This is a genomic window from Streptomyces sp. MI02-7b (genome assembly GCF_033793585.1).
Taxonomy (GTDB): domain Bacteria; phylum Actinomycetota; class Actinomycetes; order Streptomycetales; family Streptomycetaceae; genus Actinacidiphila.
On sequence record NZ_JARAWX010000002.1, the window covers coordinates 474328 to 495374 of the forward strand.

A 21047-nucleotide genomic window follows, 5' to 3' on the forward strand; every position below is an offset into this window, starting at 1 on the left:
CGTCTACCCGCCGGAGCCGGGTCCGGCGAGGTCCGCCGCGAGCTCGCCGACCCGGGTCGCGGCGGCGTCCGCCTGGCCGGCGGCGGCCCGCGCCGACTCCTCGGCGTCCGCGACCCGGCGGAGCGCCCGCTCGTGGTCGGCGGCGCCGCGCCGCCGGTCCTCCTCCGCGCGCCGCGCGGCTTCGGCGAGCTCGCCGAGCCGGGCGGCCGCGGCGTCCAGTGCCGTGCGGGCGTCCGCGAGGTCCGCGTCGCGGGCCAGCGCCTCGTTGCGGGCCCGTTCGGCGTGGCGACGGGCCTCGTCCAGTCGGCGGCGGCGCCTGGCCGCGTCGTGCGGGCGGGACCGCAGGGGAACGACGGTGTCCCCGTCCGCCGTCCCGTCCACCGCCCCCGGCGGAGCGCCCCCCACGGCCTGCTCGAAGTCGACGGTGCCGCTGAGGGGCCGCACGAGGCGCCCGGTCGCCCAGGCCCGCGCGGCGCCGGCGTCGGCGAGGGCGGCGTGCAGCGTGCCGCGGACCTCGTCGAGCGCGGCCTCCGCCAGTGGCCGCCCGGCGTCGGCCGCGAGCCGGGCGGCCTGCTGGCCCAGGGCGTCGACGAGGGCCCGCTGCTGCCGGCCGAGCGCCCGCAGCTGCGCGCCGTCGAGGTCGCGGTGGGCCCGCCGCAGTGCCTCGCCGAGGCCGAGCAGGGCCGCGACCTCGTCGCCGTGCTCACGGACGAGCAGGTTCCCGGCCCACGCCGCGAGCGAGGGCCGGCGCAGTCCCGCGATCCGGGCGGCCAGGGCGCGGTCCCCGGACCGGCGGGCGTTCCTGACGTGCTCGTCGCGGGCGGCGGTGAAGTCCTCCGGCGCCAGCGCGTACAGCGCGTCCGCCACCGCGTCCAGGTCCGTCATGGCGCCACGGTCGCACCGTCACCCGCCCGGCGCTACCCGGCCGCGCCAGCCGCCGGACTCGCTGCCCCGTTCCTCGATGTAGTTCTTGAACCGCCGCAGGTCGCCCCGGGTGCGGCGGTCCAGCACCCCGAGCGCGTCGGCGGCCTTCTCGGCGAGCCCCGAGGTCTCGACCTCCATGGCCAGGTTGACCCGGGTGTGCGTCCGGTCGAGCCGCTGGAAGGTGACGACGCCGCGCTGCCTGACGTCGCCGGACAGGGTGCGCCATGCCACGCGCTCGTCGGGGAGCTGGTCGACGATCTCGGTGTCGAATTCCCGGCGGGAGCCCGCGACATTGGTGACCCAGTGACTGTGTCGGTCGTCGACCTGGGTGACCTGCTCCACGCCCTCCATGAATTGGGGGAATTCCTCGAATTGCGTCCACTGGTTGTACGCCGTGTGCAGCGGGACGTCGACGTCGACGAATTCGCTGATGGTGCCCATGTGGTTTCTCCTTTCGGGGAATCGTCGGTGGTTCGGCTTCCCGAAGGAGGTGCGCCTAACCCCGGTCGTCCCGAGCGCGCCCGCGCGAGGGGCGGTGCCGAGGGGTGCGGGTCGGGTGGTGTTCGTGACGTGAGCCGAAGACGGACACGAATCCGCGGTGGGTGCGAGCAGGAGCGGCCCAGCGTCGGCCGGGCCGTCGGCGGGCAGCGTTGCCCGCCTTCGTGCGACGGCCGAGCCAGGGGCGGTGCCGGGTGGTGCGGGCCGGGCGATGTTCGCGACGTGAGCCGGGACGCGCACGGTCCGCGGTCGGTTTCCCGCAGGAGTCGCGCGCCGTCGTCCGCGTGCGTGCGGAGCCGGGCGAGCGGCAGCGCACGGTCCGCGGCCGGGGACGCGGTGGAGCGGGCCCGGGGCGTGGCGTTCGGCCTCACCACCGCACCGGGTCCGGTCGATCCGAGCGACGGCACCTGCCCGCTGTGCGGGTGCGCATCGCGGTGGGACCGGCCCACCGCCTCAGCCGTGCTCGTCGTCCCCGGCGCACTCGTCGCGGAGCCGTTCGCGGCGTGCCCGGAGCATGCGCAGCACCGCGGGCCGGTCGCCGTGCTCGCGTTCGTAGCGCAGCAACTCGTCCAGCTCGCCGGTTTCGGGGGAGCCGCCCCCGTCCTCCCGCGGGTCCCGGGGGGCGGACCTGCCGTCGTCGCCCGGTGGCCCTCCATGACGTTCCGGCACCGTCATCACCTCCGCGGACGTTCGGCACCAGGTCGGATTCCCCGTCACGGATTGCCGGAAACAGATGTTTCGCGAGCTTTGACCGTGATGCGAGCCGTCCGGGGCCGGACCTGGGAGAACCGGGCCGGATGTCCCGGACGACCATGGACCCTGTAGGTTCTTGGGTCGTGGAGGAGCTGGACCGGCAAATCGTGGAACTTCTCGTGGCCGACGGGCGCATGAGCTACACCGACCTGGGCAAGGCCACCGGCCTGTCCACCTCGGCCGTGCACCAGCGGGTCCGCCGCCTGGAGCAGCGAGGGGTGATCCGCGGGTACGCCGCGATCGTCGACCCCGACGCGGTGGGTCTGTCGCTGACCGCCTTCATCTCCGTCAAGCCCTTCGATCCCAGCGCTCCGGACGACATCGCCGACCGGCTCGCCGAGGTCCCGGAGATCGAGGCCTGCCACAGCGTGGCCGGCGAGGAGAACTACATCCTCAAGGTCCGAGTGGCCACGCCGATCGAGCTGGAACACCTGCTGGCGCGGATCCGCACCCTGGCCGGGGTCTCCACCCGGACCACGGTCGTGCTCTCCACCCCCTACGAGGCCCGGCCGCCACGCGTCTGAGGGCCGACCCACCGAAGCACTCCCACACCGCACCACCCCGCGAGGCGAAAACCAGTGCCGCACACCACGAACGAGCCGACCACCCCCCGCACCGTGCTGCTGCGCGGCGGCAACGTCTACAGCCCCGCCGACCCCTTCGCCACCGCCATGGTGGTCGACGGCGGCACGGTCGCGTGGCTCGGCTCCGAGGGCGCCGCGGACTCCTTCGCGGAGGGCGTCGACGAGGTCGTCGACCTCGCCGGCGCGCTGGTCACCCCGGCGTTCACCGACGCGCACGTGCACACCACCGCGACCGGCCTGGCCCTCACCGGCCTGGACCTCGCCGGGGCCGGCACGCTCGCCGAGGCACTGGACCGGGTGGGTGCCCACGCTCGGGCCAACCCCGGCCACCGCGTCCTGCTCGGCCACGGCTGGGACGAGTCCCGCTGGCCCGAGCAGCGCCCGCCGACCCGCGCCGAACTCGACGCCGCCACCGGTGGCCGCCCGCTGTACCTGACCCGCGCGGACGTGCACTCCGCGGCCGTGACCACCGCTCTCCTGGCACTGGTGCCCGGCGTCGAGGCGCTGGCCGGCCACGACGGCGCCGGGCCGCTCACGCGCGACGCGCACCACGCGGTACGCCGCGCCGCGTACGCCGCGGTCACCCCCGCGCAGCGGGCCGCCGCCCAGCGGGCCGCGCTCGCGCACGCCGCCTCGCTCGGCATCGGGGCCGTCCACGAGTGCGCGGGGCCCGAGATCTCCTCCGAGGACGACCTGACCGCGCTGCTGCGCCTGGCGGCCGACGAGCCGGGCCCGCACGTCCTCGGATACTGGGCCGAGGCCGTCACCGGCCAGAAGGACCTGGAGCGCCTGCGCGACCTGGGAGCCGTCGGGGCGGGCGGCGACCTCTTCGTGGACGGCTCGATCGGCTCCCGCACCGCCTGCCTCCACGCCCCGTACGCCGACGCGCCCGGCACCAGCGGGACCGGGTACCTCGATGCCGCGGCCGTTGCGGAGCACGTCGCGCTGTGCACCGCGGCGGGCGTGCAGGCCGGCTTCCACGCCATCGGGGACGCCGCGGTCGCCGCAGTCGCCGAGGGCGTGCGCGAGGCCGCCGGGCGCGTCGGTCTGGACCGGGTGCGCGCCCTGCGCCACCGGGTCGAGCACGCCGAGATGATGACCGGGGACACCATCGCCGCCTTCGCCGAACTGGGGCTCGTCGCCTCCGTGCAGCCCGCCTTCGACGCGGCGTGGGGCGGCGAGGACGGCATGTACGCCCGGCGCCTGGGCGCGGACCGGGCCCGCACGCTGAACCCCTTCGCCGCGATGACCCGTGCCGGGGTGCCGCTGGCGCTCGGCTCCGACAGCCCCGTCACGCCGCTCGACCCCTGGGGGACGGTCCGCGCCGCCGCGTTCCACCGGACCCTGGACCACCGCATCTCGGCACGGGGCGCCTTCAACGCCCACACCCGGGGCGGGTGGCGCGCCGCCGGCCGCGACGACGCGGGCGTGCTCGTCCCGGGCGCGCCCGCCGACTACGTCGTCTGGCGGGCCGGCGACCTCGTCGTCCAGGCCCCGGACGACCGCGTCGCCAACTGGTCCACGGACCCGCGCTCCGGCACCCCGGGCCTGCCCGACCTCAGCCCGGACCTGCCGCTGCCCACCGCCCTGCGCACCGTCGTCGGCGGTCGCACCGTCTTCGCCCGGCCGAACGAGTGACGCGACCCCGCGCGATGCGGCCGAACGGTTCTCCCTGGGCATGGCGTGACACGGTCCGCGGCCCGCGCTTGACCTGCTGATTTGGTCAATCCGCGCAGGTCAAACGGCTGTTGACAGGCGACGGTCGGGGGCGAGTAGGTTCGGCCGGGTCCACCACCGGACGTCCGACCGGAGGCCTCCACGCGTCCGGCGACCGCCGCTGGGCCACGGGGCGTCGCGCCGCAACGGCACGCGCGCCTGGAAGCCAGGTCCAGCGTCCGCGGTACGGAACGGGCTCGCCCGGCCGGCAGGTGTGACCGGGAGGGGCCCGGACGCCCAGTAGACAACGGCCTTGTCGCCGATCCGCAGCCAGCGGGTCCCAGGTCGGCCCGAAGGGCGCTCCGGGCCCCGAGCCCCCCTCCTCTCCCGTCCCCCTCCGCGGGGCCGTTGCCCCGCGGACCGGGACGTCGGCGCGTCGGCGCGTCGTGCCGCCCGCTTTGCCTGCCCGGGGTCCGCGCCGGGCGCCATCCGGGGTACCGTCACTTCTCACAGTGCCCACCTGCAGGAAGGCCGCGAACGTGCGACCGCGTTCCGACGCCGCGACGGCGACCGCCGCGCCGACGGCGACGACCGATGAGGCCCGCCCGGCGGCGGCCGCCGCCCCGGGGCGACTGGCCCGCGTGCGGCGCTCCGTGCGCCGGCACGCGCGGCGGTCGGCGATCGCGGCCGTGTGCGGCCTGGGGCTCGCGGCGGCCTTCCCCCCGTACGGGCTGTGGCCGTTGTCGATCGCCGCGGTGGCGGGACTCGCGCTGCTGACCCGGGGCCGTACGGGCCGTCAGGGCGCCTGGCTCGGCTTCGCCTTCGGCCTGCCGTTCTTCCTCTGGCTGCTGCTGTGGCTGCGGGTGATCGGCTACGACGCCGTCGTCGGCCTGTCGGTGATCGAGGCCGCCTTCGTCGCGCTGCTCGGCGCCGCCTTGGCCGTGACGTCGCGGCTTCGGGCCTGGCCGCTGTGGGGCGCCTGCCTGTGGGTCGCCGAGGAACTCGCCCGGGACCGCCTGCCGTTCGGCGGCTTCCCGTGGGGGCGGCTGGCGTTCGCCAACACCTCCTCGCCGTTCACGCGCCTGGCGGCGCTCGGCGGGGCCCCGCTGGTGACCTTCGCCGTGGCGCTGTGCGGCTCCCTGCTCGCCGCGGCCGCCGTCGCCGTGTGGCGGCTGCGCACCGGCCCGGTCGTGTTCGGCGGGCGGCGCTTCCTGCCGGTGGCCGCGGCGGGCGTTGCGGCGGTCGCCGTCTTCGCGGCGGGCTGGGCCGTACCGGTCCCGACCAAGGCCGACGACACCGTCCGGGTCGCCATAGTGCAGGGCAACGTCCAGCAGCCGGGCCTGGACTTCCTCGGCCGGCCGCTGAAGATCCTCAACAACCACGTCGAGGCGACGCTGAAGCTCGCCGCGGACGTCAAGGCGGGGCGGGCCCCCAAGCCGGACCTGGTGATCTGGCCGGAGAACTCCTCCGACATGGACCCGTTCGCCGAGCCCCAGGCCTACGCGCTGATCACCAGGGCCGTCCAGGCCATCGGGGTCCCGGTGCTCGTCGGCGCGCTGGTCAACGGCCCGGACGCCACCCATGTGCAGAACGAGGGCATCGTCTGGGACCCGATGACCGGCCCCGGCGCCTCGTACACCAAGCAGCACCCGGTGCCGTTCGGCGAGTACGTGCCGTTCCGCCAGGAGCTCACCAAGGTCATCAAGCGCCTGGACCAGATCCCGCGCGACTTCTACCCCGGCAAGCACAGCGGGGTGCTGCAGATCGGCCCGGCCCGGCTGGGCGACGTGATCTGCTTCGAGGTCGCCTACGACGGCATCGTGCACGACACCGTCGCCGCGGGTGCCCGCGCGCTGATCATCCAGACCAACAACGCGACGTACGGCCGCACCGGCCAGCCCGAGCAGCAGCTGGCCATGTCGCAGCTGCGGGCGGTGGAGCACGGCCGTGCCGTCGTCACGGCCGCCACGAGCGGCATCACCGCCGTGGTCGCCCCCGACGGCCGGATCGAGCAGCGGACGCGGGAGTTCACGCAGGACGTGCTCAGCGCTCAGCTGCCGCTGAGGGACGAACTGACCGTGGCCGACCGCGTCGGCGACGCTCCCGAATGGGTGCTCGCTATGGTTGGCCTCCTGTCGTGCGTCGCGGCGTTCGTGCTGGGCAGGCGAGACAGCAAGGAAATGGAGGAGCAGCAGTGAGCGTTGGCGGTGGGGTCACCCGCGGTACGGCCCCGGGGAGCGCCTACGGGCCGCTCGGCACGGTTCTCGTGATCATTCCGACGTACAACGAGGCCGACAACATCAAGCCGATCGTGAGCCGGGTCCGGGCTGCCGTACCGGAGGCGCACGTCCTTGTCGCCGACGACAACAGCCCCGACGGCACGGGCAAGCTCGCGGACGAGCTGGCCGTCGTCGACGACCACGTGCACGTGCTGCACCGCAAGGGCAAGGAGGGCCTCGGCGCCGCCTACCTCGCGGGCTTCCGCTGGGGCATCGACCAGGGCTACGGCGTCCTGGTCGAGATGGACGCCGACGGTTCCCACCAGCCCGAGGAGCTGCCGCGGCTGCTGACCGCCCTCAAGGGCGCCGACGTCGTGCTCGGTTCGCGCTGGATCCCCGGCGGCCGGGTGGTCAACTGGCCCAAGTCCCGCGAGTACCTGTCCCGCGGCGGCAGCACCTACTCGCGCTTCCTGCTCGACGTGCCGCTGCGCGACGTGACCGGCGGCTACCGGGCCTTCCGCAAGGAGACGCTGCTCGGCCTCGGCATGGACGAGGTCGCCTCGCAGGGGTACTGCTTCCAGGTCGACCTCGCCTGGCGCGCGGTGAAGGCCGGCTTCCACGTCGTCGAGGTGCCCATCACCTTCGTCGAGCGCGAGCGCGGCGACAGCAAGATGAGCCGGGACATCGTGGTGGAGGCCCTGTGGCGGGTCACCGCCTGGGGTGTGGGCTCCCGCGTGCGGCGGTTCACGGAGGCCCGGCGCAAGAGCTGACCGGGGCGCTCGGGGCGTTCGGCGGCGACCAGGCACAATGGGGCCTATGACGATCAGCACCCCGCCGCCGGACGGGTCCGGTGGACCGCAGCAGCAGACAGAGCAGGGGCGCTCCCGCGGCCGGCGCTGGATTCCCCTGGCCGCGGCCGTGTACGCCCTGCTGGAGATCTGGCTGCTGATCCTGGTGGGCAGGGCGGCCGGCGGTCTGACCGTCCTGCTGCTGCTCGTCGCGGGCCTGGTCCTGGGCGGCCTGGCGATACGCAACGCGGGCCGCAGCGCCTGGCGGTCGCTGAGCGAGGCGGTGCGCGCGGCGACGCCGCCCGGCCAGGAGGGGAACGAGGCCGGCCACCGGGCCGGCGAGGACACCAGGGGCGGCAAGGGCAAGGGCGGCGCGGGCGCGCTGCTGACCGGCGGCCTGCTGCTGATGGTGCCCGGCCTGATCTCGGACGTGGCCGGTCTGCTCTTCCTCTTCCCGCCGACCCGCTCGTTGCTGACGCGTCTCGGCGGGCGCGCGCTGGAACGCAGGGTGGCCGCCCACCCCCAGGAGCAGGGTTCGCTCGGCGACCTCTTCCGGCAGGCCCGCGACGCGGAGACGCAGATCCGCATCCACCGCCCGGACGGCAAGGTCATCCAGGGCGAGGTGGTGGACCGGGGACCGGGCGAGGACAACGAAAACCCCGGGACGCGGCACTGAGGCCACGTTCGCCGGGGCGCACGTCGGACCGGGCCCGCCCCTCACGGGCCCGCTACCTTCTGTCAGGCGGTCTTGCGGTTGTCGCGCGGATGAACGGCGATGTTCATCGCGCCGGAGCGCAGGACGGCCAGCCGTTCGGCCAGAACTTCCTCCAGCTCCTCGACCGTACGCCGCTCCATGAGCATGTCCCAGTGCGTACGCGCGGGCTTGCTCGTCTTCTCCTCCGGGCTCTCTCCGTCGACCAGAAGTGCCACCTGGCCACAGGCCCGGCACTCCCACTCCGGCGGAATCTCGGCCTCCACCGAGAACGGCATCTCGAATCGATGGCCGTTCCGGCATGCGTACTCAACGGTCTGGCGAGGTGCCAGATCGATGCCGCGGTCGGTCTCGTAGCTCGTCGCCCCGAGTCGCGTGCCGCGGAGAGCTCGCTCACTCATGAATCGTGCCTCCCGGGCTGTGTCGCCCACAGGACAGGTGTCGCTGTCGTCGTCATCCGGTCAACGTCCGGTCGGCGGTGAAGATTCCCGTATCGGGAGGTGCGTCGCCCGTCGTGCCGCCCCTTTTTGTACCCATCGGCGCCCGTTTTGTCACATCTCGCGAAAGATGTCACCCTGCGTTCTGATATCTTTAGCGCGCAGTAACGGTCCATCCGTCGAACCAACGGCGTACACTACCGCGTCGCACTCCGAGGGGCTAAATCGTCTCGGGGACCGGATTGCCCGCGGCCGCCACCGCCCGTCGCATCGGCACCCGCAGCAGCAGGACGAAGCCGATCGCGAAGAAGACCACCAGCGAGATGATCGCTTCCCGGTAGCTGCCGCTGAGCTGGTACGTCAGCCCGAACAGCAGCGGCCCGAGCCAGCTCGTCCCGCGGTCGCTCACCTCGTACACCGAGTAGTACTCGGCCTCCTTGCCGCGCGGCACGAGGTGGGAGAAGAGCGAGCGCGACAGCGCCTGGCTGCCGCCCAGCACCATGCCGATGGCCGCGGCCAGGAGGAAGAAGCCCACCGGCCGGCCGGCGGGCAGGAAGAAGCCGGCCGCCAGGGTGATCGTCCAGGCGACCAGCGAGCCGAGCACGGTGCGGTGCGTCCCGTACCGCGCGGCGAGCCGGCCGAGCAGCAGGGCGCCGAAGACGGCCAGCACCTGCACCAGCAGGATCGCGCCGATCAGCGTGGTCTGGTCCAGGTCCAGTTCCTCGGAGCCGTAGACGGAGGCCTGGGAGATCACCGTCTGGATGCCGTCGTTGTAGATGAGGTAGGCCAGCAGGAAGCCGAGCGTGAGCGGGTAGCGGCGCATGTCCCGGACGGTGTCGGCGAGCTGGCGCCAGCCCTGGCGCAGCCCCCAGGATCCGGCCCGGGTGCTGACGGCCCCGGCCGTGGTGACCGCCCCGGCCGCCCCGTCGAGACGATCGCGCAGCCGCAGCAGCGGCACGATCGTGAAGCCCGCCCACCAGAGCCCCGCGGACGCGAGGCAGATCCGCACCGCCGTGCCCTTGGACAGGCCGACGGCGTCGTGGCCGAGGAAGAGGGCGAGGTTGGCGACCAGCATCAGCGCGCCGGCGGCGTAGCCGAACGCCCAGCCGCGCGAGGACACCGCGTCCCGCTCGTGGGGCTCGGCGATCTGCGGCAGGAACGCGTTGTAGAGGACGACCGAGGCCGCGAACGCGACGTTGGCGACGATCAGCAGTGCGCCGCCCAGGAGATAGCGGTCACCGCCCACGAAGAACATGGCGGTGGTCGCGGCGGCCCCGGTGTAGGCGAAGACCCCCATGAGCGCCTTCTTGCGGCCGGTGCGGTCCGCGATCGCCCCGGCCAGCGGCATCACCAGGACCGACAGCAGCACGGAGGCGGAGATGACGTACGCGAAGTAGGCGCCGGCCCGCACGGGTATCCCGAGCGGGCGGACGTAGCCGTCGGGGTCGGCGGCGGCCTCGGCGATGTCGGTGAGATAGGGGCCCAGGAAGACCGTGATGACGCTGGTGGAGAACACCGAGTTGGCCCAGTCGTAGAAGTACCAGCCGCGTTGCTCGCGGCGCCGTTCCCCCGCGGCCGCCACGGCGCCGTCGCCCGCCGCCGTGTCCCGCACCTCGTCCGTGCTCACCACTTGTGCCCGCCGTTCCGTGTCCGTGCGCCGTGCCGATGTGATCGGCATGATGCCATCAGCGGACGGCCGAGTGAGAGCCAGCACACATGACTGCCCCCGGGCGCCACTTGGGCGGCCCGGGGGCAGGGGCGCTATGCCCGGATCGCGGAGGTCCGCAACGATCAGGCCTTGCCGCCGTTCGTGCGGCGACGACGCAGCACCCAGAAGGTGGCACCGGCACCCGTGGCCAGCAGCGCGCCACCCACGATCGTCTCGGGGGTGTTCATGCCGATCGAACCGCCGAGACCGGTGTTCGGGGCGCCGATCGGGCCGCCGCCGCCGATACCGCCACCACCGATGCCGCCGCCGATACCGCCGCCGCCACCACCCCAGCAGCCGCCGCGGCCGCCGCCACGGCCGCCGCCGTAACCGCCTTCGCCGCCGCGGCCGCCGCCGTAACCGCCGTCGCCGCCACGGCCGCCCTCACCGCCACGACCGCCGCCGAAGTCACCGCGGTCGTCGCCGCCGCGGCCGAAGCCGCCGTCGTCCATGTTGCGGCCGTCGGCCAGGTCCGTGCCCGCGCCGTCGTTCAGGCCCAGGCCCTGGCTGCCGGTGTTGTTGAGGCCGGCGCCCGCGCCGGCGCCGTTGAGGACGGGGCCGCCGTTGCCGTTGTCGCCCCGGCCGCCGTTGTCCCCGCGGCCGCCGTCGTCGCCGCGACCGCCGTTGTCGCCCCGGCCGCCGTCGTCGCCGCGACCACCGTTGTCGCCGCGGCCGCCGTCGTCGCCGCGTCCGCCGTCACCACGGTCGTCGCCGCGGCCGCCGCCGTAACCGCCGTCGCCACCACGGCCGCCCTCGCCGCCGCGGCCGTAGCCGTCACGGCCACCGCCCCACCACGACTCGCAGTTGTCGCCGTAGCCGCCGCGGCCGTGTCCGTAACCGCCGTGCCCGCCATGGCCGTAGCCCCGGTCGCCGTGGTCCCGGCCCCGGTCGTCGCCGCGGTCGCCGTGGTCGTCGCCGCGGTCCCCGCGGTCGTCCCCGCGGTCGTCACCGCGGTCGCGGTCGTCGCCGCGGCCGTCGCCCCGGTCGTCGCCGCGGTCACGGTCACCGCCGTTGGCGTTCCCGTTCCCGTTGCCGCCGGCCGGGCCGTTGCCGTTCCCGTCGATGGCGCGAACGGTCAGCTGCACGACGCTCGGGCCGGTGTCCTGGCCGGCCGGCTCGGTGCAGTCGACGGTCACGTTGTACGTGCCCGGGGGCGTGGCGGCCGGGACGGTGAAGCTGGCGCCGCCGCCGGTCGAGCTGACCGCCACGGTCGGGCGCTCGGGGATGCTGGTGGTGATGACGGTGTCGCTCACGCAGTTGGCGACGGTGACCGTGACGAGGTCACCGGGGGAGACCCGGTAGCTCGAGAGCCCGACGCCAGGGGCCGCGATAGCGTTTGTTGGCAGGACGACTGCGGCTACGGTCATCGCCGCCCCGGCCATGATGCGTGAAGCACGCATGGGGTGAACCTCCTTGCGGACGGGGCAGGTGGGACTGGCTTCCCGTGACACGAACTGCGACCGCGTCCTTGCTCCCATGGCACGAGGACCCGGATACGGGCGCACCTTGGAACGGCCTCCCGCGTTGCTCCGGACGGGGCATCAGGCTCCCCGCCCGTTCGCGGTTGCCGCAGGTCAGCGACATATCTGGAGCCGCGTCAGAAAAATGTGAAGAGATCGTCAAACGGGTGACTGATTGTCAGAGGATCTTGGTGTGAGAGGGGGCGGACCGGACGCGGTCCGATGCACCGTCAGAACGTCGGGTGCCGTCCGTGTGTGGACGGTGCGTCAGATACCGGCACCCACCGCGGCGGAGAGGGTCCGCGCATACAGGCGGGCGCCCTCGGGGCGGGGGTGGATGCGGTCCCCCCACAGCCACTGCGGGTGCCCGGCGATCACGGCACGCCACGGGACCAGCACGGATCCGGGGTGTTCGCGCACCTCCTCCCTCAGCGCACTGTTCACCCGGCCCTCCCAGGACCGGGGTGCCCGGACGTCCACGAACGCGACCAGCCGTCCGGGGCCGGCGATCCGCACCACCCGGTCGAGGGTCTCCCGGGACACGTCGCCGTTCGTCCCGAGCCCGACGACGACCACACGGCGCAGCCGCCCGGTGTCCCGCAGCCGCTCCAAAACCTCTGGTGCGGCGTTCATCTGACGGCCCACCACGGCGTCGACGGCGATGCCGGGCAGCAGCTCCTGCAGGGCGTCGGCCGAGGCCAGCATCACCGAGTCGCCCACCGCCGTGATGTCGGCGCCGGTCACCTCCGGTGCGCCGCCCTCCCCGGTGTCCGGCGCGTCCTCCCGGCGGTCCGGGCGCAGTGCGCGGAGCGGCACGGCGGGCCGTGCCGGCGGCGACGCCGGCGCCGCCGCGACCACGCGCTCGCCCGAGGCGATCTGCGACTGCAGTCCGCCGCCTGACGGCGCCCGCAGCACACCGACGTAACCCACGCACGCCACCGCGACACCCGCGGCCGCCGTTCCCAGTACCAGGCGGGGCCGGGCGACCCATGCCCGCCGCAGGAACGTGCTGCACAACTCGGCGTACCCGCGCACGCCGAGCCGCAGCAGCGGCTCCTCCAGGACGCGGTACGACACCGCGGCCAGGGCCACCGGCACGGTCAGCGCCGCGCACCGCGCGAAGGGCGAACCCAGCGCCTCCGGCGCGGCGTTGACCAGGCAGGCGAGGACCGGCCAGTGCCACAGGTAGATCCCGTACGAGCGGCGTCCGGTCCAGGCCAGCGGCCGCCACGCGAGCAGCCGGGCGACCCTCCCGGGGCCCCCCGCCGCGACCGTGAGCGCGGCCGCCGCCAGGCACACGGGCACGAGGCCGCCCCGGTACACGAAGGCCGAGGTCCCCGACACGAGCAGGGCCGCCCCGGCCAGCAGGGCCAGCCCCGCCGCGCCCAGCGCGTCGATGGCCCGCACATATCCGGCCCGGCGCATCGTCCCGGCCCGCGACAGGGGGAGGACGAGCGCGACCGCCGCACCGAGCAGCAGTCCGCCGCCGTGCGTGTCCGTTCCGTAGTACACGCGGGAGGGGTCGGTGCCCGGTACGTGGAGCAGCGCCATCGCCGTGAAGGACGCGGCAGCCGGCACCGCCACGATCGCCGCCTGCGCCCATTGCCGGCGCACCACCGCCATCAGCGCCCACAGCAGCAGCGGCCAGGCCACGTAGAACTGTTCCTCGACCGCCAGTGACCACAGATGCCGCAGCGGCGGTTCGGCGCCGAACTGCGCGAAGTACATGTCGTGCCGTCCGAGCTGCCACCAGTTGCTGCGGTAGGTGAGCGCCGCGGCCACCGCTCCCCGCAGGTCACGCCGCCCGTCCCCGCCGACCAGTGTCGCCGCGCACGCGGTGACCGCCAGGACCAGCCACAGCACGGGCAGCAGCCGCAGTGCGCGGCGCCGCCAGAAGGCGACGAGCCGCAGGCGCCCGCCCCGCCAGCGGTCGGCGGCGAGCAGACTGGTGATCAGGTAGCCGGAGAGGACGAAGAAGAGGTCCACGCCCAGGAAGCCGCCCGGCAGCCACGGGGCGTGCACGTGGTACACGACGACCGCCGTCACGGCCAGTGCGCGCAGACCGTCGAGACCCTGTGCACGCGGGTGCTGAGTGTTCATCAGGCCACGGTCGGTACCCCGGGCGGGCTCCGCATCCCGGCAGCGCCCGATTGGACCCGCTGCCTCACCCGCTCTACCCGATCGGGTGAGGTGCGGATTGCCCCGTTCGCACTCCTCCGAATGCGGTCCGCGCGCTCCCGTCCTACGGTCGTGTATGACGGGCCGTCATGTGCCGTCACGCACCTGGCTGCCGAAGCTGAAGGACTGTGATGGATCACTATCCCGGGGAGCACACCACTCCCGTGCCGTGGTACGGACATCCCGATGCCTGGTACGGGCAGCCCGACCCCTGGTTCGGTCAGCCGCTCCCGGCCTCGTGGGAGGACGAGGTGCCCCGGGCGCCCGCGCGCCCCCGCCCGGCCTCGAAGGCGCCGGGCCGTGCCGGCCGGCAGCGCGGCAAGCCGGAGCCCGCGCCGCGCCCGCGGCAGAAGGCGAAGACCGGCCGCGCGTCCGAGCCGGCGCCGAAGTCGCGCGCCCAGGGCGCGCCCGCCGCCAAGTCCCGCCAGGAGGCCAAGGAGCCCAAGGAGGTCAAGGACCGTTCCGCTGCGAGGGCCCGTCCCGCCGCGAAGAGCCGTCCCGCGACCCCGGACACCCGGGCCGCCGCCCCCAAGGTTCCCAAGGCACCCGCCGGGCGGGGGAATCCGCCGCGTCCCGCCGTCCGTGCCACCGGGGCCGGGGCCGGGGCCGCGGTCGGGGCCGGGCGTCCGCGGGCCGGTGCTGCCGCCCGGCCCGCCGTACGCCGTCACCAGCAGCCGCCGCCGCTGCGCCTCACGCGGCGCGGACGGCGGGTCGCCGGGGTGGCGGTGGGCGCGGTCGTGGTGACCGGGCTCGTGCTGACCTTCGACGGCTTCCTGGGGTCGGGCGGTCCGCCCCAGCCCACGGCCGCCTCCGCGGCCCTGGCGGGCAGTGCGGGCGGTGCGGGCTCCGGCATCAAGGCGCCGCCCCCGCTGCCGCCGGCCCAGCCGACGCGTGTGCGCATCCCCTCGATCGGCGTGGACGCCCCGTTGATGAACGTGGGCCTGGACAAGGACGGTGTCATCGAGACGCCGCCGCCCGAGGAGAAGAACGAGGCCGCCTGGTACAAGGATTCGGTGAGCCCCGGGGCGCGCGGCGCCTCGGTCATCGTCGGCCACGTCGACAACATGAGCGGCCCCGCCGTCTTCTACAGCCTCGGCGCGCTGAAGAAGGGCTCGACCATCGAGGTCGCCCGGGACGACGGCACCACCGCGGTCTTCACCATCTTCGGCATCGAGGTCTTCAACAGGACCGGCTTCCCGGCCCACCGGGTCTACGGGGACACGAAGGACCCCGAGCTGCGGGTCATCACCTGCGGCGGCACGTACAGCAGCGCCAGCGGCTACTCCGGCAACGTGGTGGTCTTCGCCCGGATGTCGAAGACCAGGTCGGCGGCCGACGAGAAGGCCCGCGGGACCGAGAAGCCCGGGAAGCCGGACGGGACCGACAAGGCCGACAAGGACGGAAAGGCCGGCGAGAGCGCCACGACCGGCGCCGCGAGCCCGACCGCGACCCCCGGCAAGGAGGAGAAGACGCCTGCGGGGTGACGGGTCGTCAGCAGGTCAGGTCCAGACGCCGCGTTCGACGAAGACCGAGCGCAGCAGCTCCAGCCGGTCGGTCATGATGGCGTCCACGCCCAGATCCAGCAGGGCGTGCATCCGGGCCTCGTCGTTCACCGTCCACACGTGCACCTGGAGGCCCAGGCGGTGCGCCGTGCGCAGGAACGCCGCGTCGACCACGCGGATGCCGTACGCGCGCTCCGGTACCTGCACGCAGACCGCGCCGCGCCGCACCGCCGTGTCGAGCAGGAAGCGCTCGGCGACCCGGCCGCCGACCGACAGCAGGCGGAGGTCCGCCACGCCGCGGGTGCCGAGCGAACTGGCCATGCGCGGCCCGCCCAGCGCGCGGGCCCTGACCAGCCGCGCCTCGGAGAAGGAGCCCACGCACACCCGGTCCCAGGCGTCCGCGCGGCCGATCGCCGCGATCAGCGGGGCCACGGCCTCGTCCACCTTGGCGTCGACGTTCCAGCGGGCCTCGGGGAAGGCCTGGAGCAGGTCCTCGAAGAGCGGCACCGGCTCCTTGCCCGCCACGCGGGCCTCGCGGACCTCGTCCCAGGTCAGCTCGGCGATCCGGCCGCGCGTGTCGGTGACACGGTCCAGGGAGCCGTCGTGGAAGGCCACCAGCACCCCGTCGGACGTGAGGTGGACGTCCGTCTCCAGGTAGCGGTAGCCGCCCTCGACGGCGGTCCGGAAGGCGGCCATGGTGTTCTCCAGGCCGCCGGCGTCACCACCTCGGTGGGCGAAGGCGATCGGTGCCGGGCTGTCGAGGTACGGGTGGCGTGTCGCGGTCACTCGTGCAGTATCGCGTGTCCCCCCGCGGGCTCCGCCACCGGCCGCCCCCCTCGGGCCACGACCTGCCCGTCCTCCCGCTCGGCCGGGGGCCGCGGGAACGCGAGGACGCGCAGGAAGAACTGGGCCAGCGGGCCGATCGACAGCGCGTACAGCACGGTGCCGACGCCCACGCTGCCGCCCAGGACGAAGCCCACCGCCAGAACCGTGACCTCGATCCCGGTGCGCACCAGCCGGATCGAGCGCCCGGTGCGCCGGTGCAGTCCGGTCATCAGGCCGTCGCGCGGCCCCGGCCCGTAGCGGGCGGTGATGTACAGCCCGGTCGCGACGCCGTTGAGCACGATGCCCGCGACCAGGAGCGGGACGCGGACACCGAGGGAGTGCGGCTGGGGGAGCAGCCCCAGCGTCGCGTCCATCGACAGGCCGACGACGAAGACATTGGAGACGGTGCCCAGGCCCGGTCGCTGGCGCAGCGGCCACCACAGCAGCAGGACGAGCGCCCCCACGCCCACCGACACCAGGCCGATGCTGACGCCGGTGTGCTTCGAGATGCCCTGGTGCAGCACGTCCCACGGATCCAGACCGAGCGCGGCGCGCACCTGAAGGGCGGCGCTCGCGCCGTACAGGGTCAGACCCGCGTAAAGGTGCACCAGCCTGCGGCCGGTGCGGGCGGCTGTGCGTGATTGGCCCTCCACAGGACCCCCCTCTGGACGTGATGACGCTGTACGGGACACTGTGTGGCATGGTCGTGGTCGCAATCCATGGCCAATGTGCGGAAGGTGGACCGATAACCATGTCGCAGTGGACCGCAACCGTGGGTGTCACCCATCTCGCCCGGCTGCTCGAACCCCGCCCCCAGCGCTCCACCGGACGCCGCGTCCCGGCCTACCGGGGCCTCGCCGACGGCATCCGGGTCCTGGTCCTGGAGGGCCGCGTCCCCGTGGCCGCGCGCCTCCCCGCGGAGCGCGAACTGGCCCTCGCCCTCGCCGTCAGCCGGACCACGGTCGCCGCCGCGTACGAGGCGCTGCGCGCCGAGGGCTTCGCGCGCTCCCGGCGCGGCGCGGGAACCTGGACCGCGGTCCCGGAGGGGCACGCGCTGCCCACGCGCGGTCTGGAGCCGCTGCCCCCGGACGCCGCGGGCACCGTCATCGACCTCGGCTGCGCCGCCCTCCCCGCGCCCGAGCCGTGGCTGTCCCGCGCGGTCGGCGGCGCCCTGGCGGACCTGCCCTCCTACTCCGCCACGCACGGCGACTTCCCCGCCGGGCTGCCCGTCCTGCGTGAAGCCATCGCCGAGCGCTACACCGCGCGCGGCATCCCCACGCTCCCCGAGCAGATCATGGTCACCACCGGTGCCATGGGGGCCATCGCCGCCGCCGTGCGGCGCCTGGTCGCGCCCGGCGAACGGGTGGCCGTGGAGTCCCCGAGCTACGCCAACGTCCTGGAACTGCTGCGGGAGAGCGGTTCCCGGCTGGTACCGGTCGCGCTGCGCGAAGGGCTCGCCGGCTGGGACCTCGACCACTGGAAGCGCGTCCTGCGCGACGCGGCGCCGCGCATGGCGTACGTCATGCCCGACTTCCACAACCCGACCGGCACCCTCGTGCCCGACGACCAGCGCCGCGCGCTGGTCGAGGCGGCTCGCGCCGCCGGGACCGTGCTGATCGCCGACGAGACGATGGCCGAACTGACCCTGGACGCCGGAACCGGGCCCGCGCCGCGTCCGATGGCCGCCTTCGACCGCGGCGGCACCGTCATCACCGTCGGCTCGGCCAGCAAGGCGATCTGGGCGGGCCTGCGCATCGGCTGGGTGCGCGCTACGCCGGACGTCGTGCGCCGGCTGGTCAGCGCCCGCGCCTACCTCGACCTCGGCTCGCCCGTCGTCGACCAGCTCGCGGTCGCCTGGCTGCTGCGCAACGACGTCTGGGACGACGCCGTGGCCGCCCGGCGCGAGCGCGCCCGCTCCCACCGCGACGACCTGGCCGCCGCCCTGCGCGACCGGCTGCCCGAGTGGGAGTTCGCCGTGCCCTCCGGCGGGATGACCATGTGGGTGCGCACCGCCGAGGTCTCCGGGTCCCGCCTCGCGGTGGCGGGCGAGCGTCTGGGCGTCCGCGTCCCGTCCGGTCCGCGGTTCGGTATCGACGGGGCCTTCGAGTCCTACATCCGGCTGCCCTTCACCGTCGGCGGCAGCGTGGCGCGCGACGCCGTCGAGCGGCTGGCCGCCGCCGCGCAGGCCGTACGCGACGGCGGCGGCGCGGAAGCCGAGGGGACCGGCCTGTTCGTGGCGTGAGAGGGCCCCCGGAGCAGAGGCTCCGGGGGCGCTTCGAGGGCGGGGCGGTTCTGTGGCTCTCTGGATGGGCGGTCTCAGCGGTCGGGCAGCTCCGTCAGGCGGACGCGGAGCTCGACCTCCTGGTCACCGGAGACGCTGCCCTGCTCCTCCAGTTCGAAGCAGTCGCCGAGTACCTTCTTGACCTCGCGGACGTGCCGCGGGCCGCCGGACAGGTCCGCGGTGAGCGTGCCGTCGAGATGGACCGGCCCGAGCTCGTGACCGTGGCTGCGTGTGTCGACGGAGGCCGACCACACGGTCGGGTGCTTGGCGCCGGGCCGTGGTTCCAGGGCCTCGGTCAGGCTCTCGCCGGGGCGCGTGGGGAAGGCGGCTTCCAGCGCGCCCAGTACGGCTCCTGCGTCCTGCTTGGCGCAATCGGTGAGCATGACGTCGACGTGGGAGTCGTGGGATCCGGTGTGGTGCGTGGTCATCGGCGATTCTCCTCTCGCGGGATGCCCCGTCGCGGTACGGCGATGCGGCGACCGCGGTCCGCGCCCCTCTCAGCGTAGGTCGGTGCCTGCCGGGCCGCAGCGGGCCGCGGTCACGCGCCGGTGTCCAGCGCCTCCAGCGCCTCGACCAGGGGCGTGAGTTCCGGCTGCGCGGCGGCGTCCGCGAGCGCCTGACGCAGTGCCTCGTCGTGGGTCGGGCGGGCCTGTGCGAGCAGGGCGAGGCCGTCCTCGCTGACGTCGGTGTAGATCCCGCGGCGGTCGGTCGCGCACAGGTAGCGCGTGAGCAGCCCGCGGTCCTCCAGCCGCGTCACCAGCCGCGTGGTGGCGCTCTGGCTCAGCACCACGGCGTCGGCCACCTGGGCCATCCGCAGATGGCCGCCCTCGCCCGGGTGCTGGCGGCTGAGCGCGTCGAGCAGGGAGAACTCGCGCACGCTCAGCCCGTGGCCGGCCTCGAGCGCGCGCTCGACGTGCGCCTCGATCCGGTGGTGCAGCAGGGACAGGGCGCACCAGCTCTGCGCCAGCCCGGCGGGTGCGGGGTCCGTGGTGGCCGTCATGGGCCCAGGATAAGTCACGCCGCCGATAGTCCGCGCGTGCAAATTTTTCATGGGGCGGGACGGGACGGACACGGCGGACGTGAGCGCCGGGTGCGTCCGGAGCCCACGTCCCCCGCCGCGCGATCAGAAGGTCAGTTTCCAGCTGTTGATGTATCCCGTGTCCTGGGCCGCCACGTCCCGGACCCGGAGCTTCCACGTGCCGTTGGCGATCTCGGCGGAGGCGTTGACCGTGTACGTCGCGATGACGTTGTCCGCCGAGTCGTTGCTGCTGGAGTTCTTCAGCCGGTAGGCGGTCCCGTCCGGGGCGACCAGGTCGACGACGAGGTCGCCGCGCCAGGTGTGCCGGATGTCGACGCCGACGGCGAGGGCGGCGGGCGCGTTGCCCGAGATGCCGCTGACGGTGACCGGGGACTCCACGGCCGCGCCCGCGTCGGGAACCGTGACGTCGGCGGTGTTCTCGAACACCGTGCCCGGCGGGGGAGCCGTGGCGGTGGAGAGCGTCCAGATCGCGTTGGCGATGGCGTCGGTGTTGTTGTCCAGCGCGGTGTCGTTGATGTTCGACGACGTGTCGCAGGAGGAGTGGTAGCAGCGGTCGAAGGCCTGCCCCGACGTGCCGCCCCACTTCTGCGCCTGCGACGCGGTCTTGATGTAGTCGGCGCCGCTGAACAGGCCGCCCACGGGCACGCCCGCGTTCTTGAAGGGCGCGTGGTCGGAGCGGCCGTCGCCCTCGGTCTCGATCTCGGTCGCGATCCCCTTGGCCGCGAACCAGTCCTTGAAGACCTTCTCCAGGGCGGTGTCGTCGTCGTAGACGAAGTAGCCGGGGTTCGGGGAGGCGATCATGTCGAAGTTCAGATAGCCGTCGATCCTGCCGCGGTCGGCGGTGGACAGGCTGTTGACGTACGCCTTGGAGCCGATCAGACCGAGTTCCTCGGCGCCCCACCATCCGAAGCGCAGGTGCTTGGTGGGCTGCAGGTTCTCGCGTGCGACCGCGAGGGCGGTCTCCAGGACGGCGGCCGAGCCGGAGCCGTTGTCGTTGATGCCCGGGCCGGCGGTCACGGAGTCGAGGTGCGAACCGGCCATGATCACATGGTTGGTGTCGCCGCCGGGCCAGTCGGCTATGAGGTTCCAGCCGGTGGCGCCGCCCGACGTGAACTGCTGGAGCGTGGTGGTGTAGCCGGCCGCGTCCAGCTTGGCCTTCACGTAGTCGACGGAGGCCCGGTAGCCGGTCCGGCCGTGGGCGCGGTTGCCGCCGTTGGCGGTGGCGATGGACTGCAGCTGGCTCAGGTGCGCCTTGACGTTCGCGACCGGGATGTCCGGCGCGGCGGCGAGGGAAGGCCGTGCCGAGACGGGTGTGGCGGTCGCGGTCAGCAGGGCCGCGGCCAAGGCGCCGGCGGCGCCGGCCGCGACGAGTCTGATTGCGGGCACAGGTCACTCCGGTGTGTGGGGGGATGGAGTCGCGCGGGGATGGGGCGTTCTTGAGCAGAACTTGACGCGTACATGCCTGAGCAGATCCTGTGTACCG

The 21047-nt window shown here is 74.2% G+C and carries 18 protein-coding genes and 1 pseudogene; 7 read left to right on the top strand and 12 right to left on the bottom strand.

The window, feature by feature from the left end; genetic code table 11:
• Positions 1-3 precede the first annotated feature (3 nt).
• From PV364_RS04370 to PV364_RS04380, 3 genes are all read right to left on the bottom strand, one after another.
• Positions 4-885: a hypothetical protein gene (locus PV364_RS04370; protein ID WP_319658296.1), complete on the bottom strand. Its 882-nt coding sequence runs from the start codon at positions 883-885 to the stop codon at positions 4-6.
• 18 nt (positions 886-903) lie between these two features.
• The gene (locus tag PV364_RS04375) at positions 904-1365 is read right to left on the bottom strand and encodes an SRPBCC family protein (RefSeq protein WP_319658297.1); all 462 of its coding nucleotides are present in this window, start codon (positions 1363-1365) and stop codon (positions 904-906) included.
• 510 nt (positions 1366-1875) lie between these two features.
• Positions 1876-2091 carry a hypothetical protein gene (locus PV364_RS04380; protein WP_319658298.1) on the bottom strand — a complete coding sequence of 72 codons (216 nt, stop codon included), beginning with the start codon at positions 2089-2091 and terminating at the stop codon, positions 1876-1878.
• 167 nt (positions 2092-2258) lie between these two features.
• Here PV364_RS04380 and PV364_RS04385 point away from each other — a divergent pair, with 167 nt between their 5' ends.
• The 5 genes from PV364_RS04385 (at position 2259) to fxsA (ending at position 8098) form a co-directional block, all read left to right on the top strand.
• A complete protein-coding gene (locus PV364_RS04385) occupies positions 2259-2699 on the top strand; it encodes an Lrp/AsnC family transcriptional regulator (RefSeq protein WP_319658299.1) in 441 nt (146 codons plus the stop codon).
• A gap of 147 nt (positions 2700-2846) precedes the next feature.
• Entirely contained in the window at positions 2847-4397 is a 1551-nt protein-coding gene (locus tag PV364_RS04390) for an amidohydrolase (protein WP_319658358.1), read from the top strand.
• Between the two features lie 557 nt (positions 4398-4954).
• A complete protein-coding gene (lnt, locus tag PV364_RS04395; RefSeq protein ID WP_319658300.1) occupies positions 4955-6613 on the top strand; it encodes an apolipoprotein N-acyltransferase in 1659 nt (552 codons plus the stop codon).
• The gene (locus PV364_RS04400) at positions 6610-7404 is read left to right on the top strand and encodes a polyprenol monophosphomannose synthase (RefSeq protein ID WP_319658301.1); all 795 of its coding nucleotides are present in this window, start codon (positions 6610-6612) and stop codon (positions 7402-7404) included. The genes lnt and PV364_RS04400 overlap by 4 nt, the downstream gene beginning before the upstream one ends.
• Before the next feature lie 46 nt (positions 7405-7450).
• Positions 7451-8098: an FxsA family membrane protein gene (gene fxsA / locus PV364_RS04405; protein WP_319658302.1), complete on the top strand. Its 648-nt coding sequence runs from the start codon at positions 7451-7453 to the stop codon at positions 8096-8098.
• A gap of 62 nt (positions 8099-8160) precedes the next feature.
• Here fxsA and PV364_RS04410 read toward each other — a convergent pair whose 3' ends face one another.
• The 4 genes from PV364_RS04410 to PV364_RS04425 form a co-directional block, all read right to left on the bottom strand.
• A complete protein-coding gene (locus PV364_RS04410; RefSeq protein ID WP_319658303.1) occupies positions 8161-8535 on the bottom strand; it encodes an RNA polymerase-binding protein RbpA in 375 nt (124 codons plus the stop codon).
• A 256-nt stretch (positions 8536-8791) separates the two neighbouring features.
• Complete coding sequence (locus PV364_RS04415; protein WP_401974053.1) at positions 8792-10249, bottom strand: MFS transporter; 1458 nt, start codon at positions 10247-10249, stop codon at positions 8792-8794.
• Positions 10250-10362: 113 nt separating this feature from the next.
• The gene (locus PV364_RS04420) at positions 10363-11679 is read right to left on the bottom strand and encodes a hypothetical protein (protein WP_319658304.1); all 1317 of its coding nucleotides are present in this window, start codon (positions 11677-11679) and stop codon (positions 10363-10365) included.
• A 327-nt stretch (positions 11680-12006) separates the two neighbouring features.
• Positions 12007-13839: an acyltransferase family protein gene (locus PV364_RS04425; RefSeq protein WP_319658306.1), complete on the bottom strand. Its 1833-nt coding sequence runs from the start codon at positions 13837-13839 to the stop codon at positions 12007-12009.
• Between the two features lie 761 nt (positions 13840-14600).
• Between PV364_RS04425 and PV364_RS41200 the strand changes: the two are divergent.
• Positions 14601-15242 (top strand): annotated as a pseudogene (locus PV364_RS41200) (class F sortase); the annotation flags it as partial.
• Positions 15243-15416: 174 nt separating this feature from the next.
• On the opposite strand, the gene PV364_RS04435 reads toward PV364_RS41200, so the two are convergent.
• Together PV364_RS04435 and PV364_RS04440 are read right to left on the bottom strand one after the other, a co-directional pair.
• Positions 15417-16205, bottom strand: coding sequence for a glycerophosphodiester phosphodiesterase (locus PV364_RS04435; protein WP_319658308.1), 789 nt, complete (start codon positions 16203-16205; stop codon positions 15417-15419).
• Complete coding sequence (locus PV364_RS04440) at positions 16202-16897, bottom strand: hypothetical protein (RefSeq protein WP_319658309.1); 696 nt, start codon at positions 16895-16897, stop codon at positions 16202-16204. Before PV364_RS04440 ends, PV364_RS04435 begins: the two co-directional genes overlap by 4 nt.
• 98 nt (positions 16898-16995) lie before the next feature.
• Here PV364_RS04440 and PV364_RS04445 point away from each other — a divergent pair, with 98 nt between their 5' ends.
• The gene (locus PV364_RS04445) at positions 16996-18486 is read left to right on the top strand and encodes a PLP-dependent aminotransferase family protein (RefSeq protein WP_319658310.1); all 1491 of its coding nucleotides are present in this window, start codon (positions 16996-16998) and stop codon (positions 18484-18486) included.
• A 74-nt stretch (positions 18487-18560) separates the two neighbouring features.
• Here PV364_RS04445 and PV364_RS04450 read toward each other — a convergent pair whose 3' ends face one another.
• The 3 genes from PV364_RS04450 to PV364_RS04460 form a co-directional block, all read right to left on the bottom strand.
• Positions 18561-18953: a hypothetical protein gene (locus PV364_RS04450; protein ID WP_319658311.1), complete on the bottom strand. Its 393-nt coding sequence runs from the start codon at positions 18951-18953 to the stop codon at positions 18561-18563.
• 110 nt (positions 18954-19063) lie between these two features.
• Entirely contained in the window at positions 19064-19525 is a 462-nt protein-coding gene (locus PV364_RS04455; protein WP_319658312.1) for a MarR family winged helix-turn-helix transcriptional regulator, read from the bottom strand.
• A gap of 123 nt (positions 19526-19648) precedes the next feature.
• On the bottom strand, positions 19649-20950 hold the full coding sequence (locus tag PV364_RS04460) for a M28 family metallopeptidase (RefSeq protein WP_415924524.1): 1302 nt from the start codon (positions 20948-20950) through the stop codon (positions 19649-19651).
• Between the last annotated feature and the right edge of the window lie 97 nt (positions 20951-21047).

Bases quoted from the DNA above. Each gene is read 5' to 3' on its own strand.
- PV364_RS04370 (WP_319658296.1), bottom strand. From the start codon at position 885: ATGACGGACCTGGACGCGGTGGCGGACGCGCTGTACGCGCTGGCGCCG.
- PV364_RS04375 (WP_319658297.1), bottom strand. From the start codon at position 1,365: ATGGGCACCATCAGCGAATTCGTCGACGTCGACGTCCCGCTGCACACG.
- PV364_RS04390 (WP_319658358.1), top strand. From the start codon at position 2,847: ATGGTGGTCGACGGCGGCACGGTCGCGTGGCTCGGCTCCGAGGGCGCC.
- fxsA (WP_319658302.1), top strand. From the start codon at position 7,451: ATGACGATCAGCACCCCGCCGCCGGACGGGTCCGGTGGACCGCAGCAG.
- PV364_RS04410 (WP_319658303.1), bottom strand. From the start codon at position 8,535: ATGAGTGAGCGAGCTCTCCGCGGCACGCGACTCGGGGCGACGAGCTAC.
- PV364_RS04415 (WP_401974053.1), bottom strand. From the start codon at position 10,249: ATGCCGATCACATCGGCACGGCGCACGGACACGGAACGGCGGGCACAA.
- PV364_RS04420 (WP_319658304.1), bottom strand. From the start codon at position 11,679: ATGCGTGCTTCACGCATCATGGCCGGGGCGGCGATGACCGTAGCCGCA.
- PV364_RS04425 (WP_319658306.1), bottom strand. From the start codon at position 13,839: ATGAACACTCAGCACCCGCGTGCACAGGGTCTCGACGGTCTGCGCGCA.
- PV364_RS04445 (WP_319658310.1), top strand. From the start codon at position 16,996: ATGTCGCAGTGGACCGCAACCGTGGGTGTCACCCATCTCGCCCGGCTG.
- PV364_RS04450 (WP_319658311.1), bottom strand. From the start codon at position 18,953: ATGACCACGCACCACACCGGATCCCACGACTCCCACGTCGACGTCATG.
- PV364_RS04455 (WP_319658312.1), bottom strand. From the start codon at position 19,525: ATGACGGCCACCACGGACCCCGCACCCGCCGGGCTGGCGCAGAGCTGG.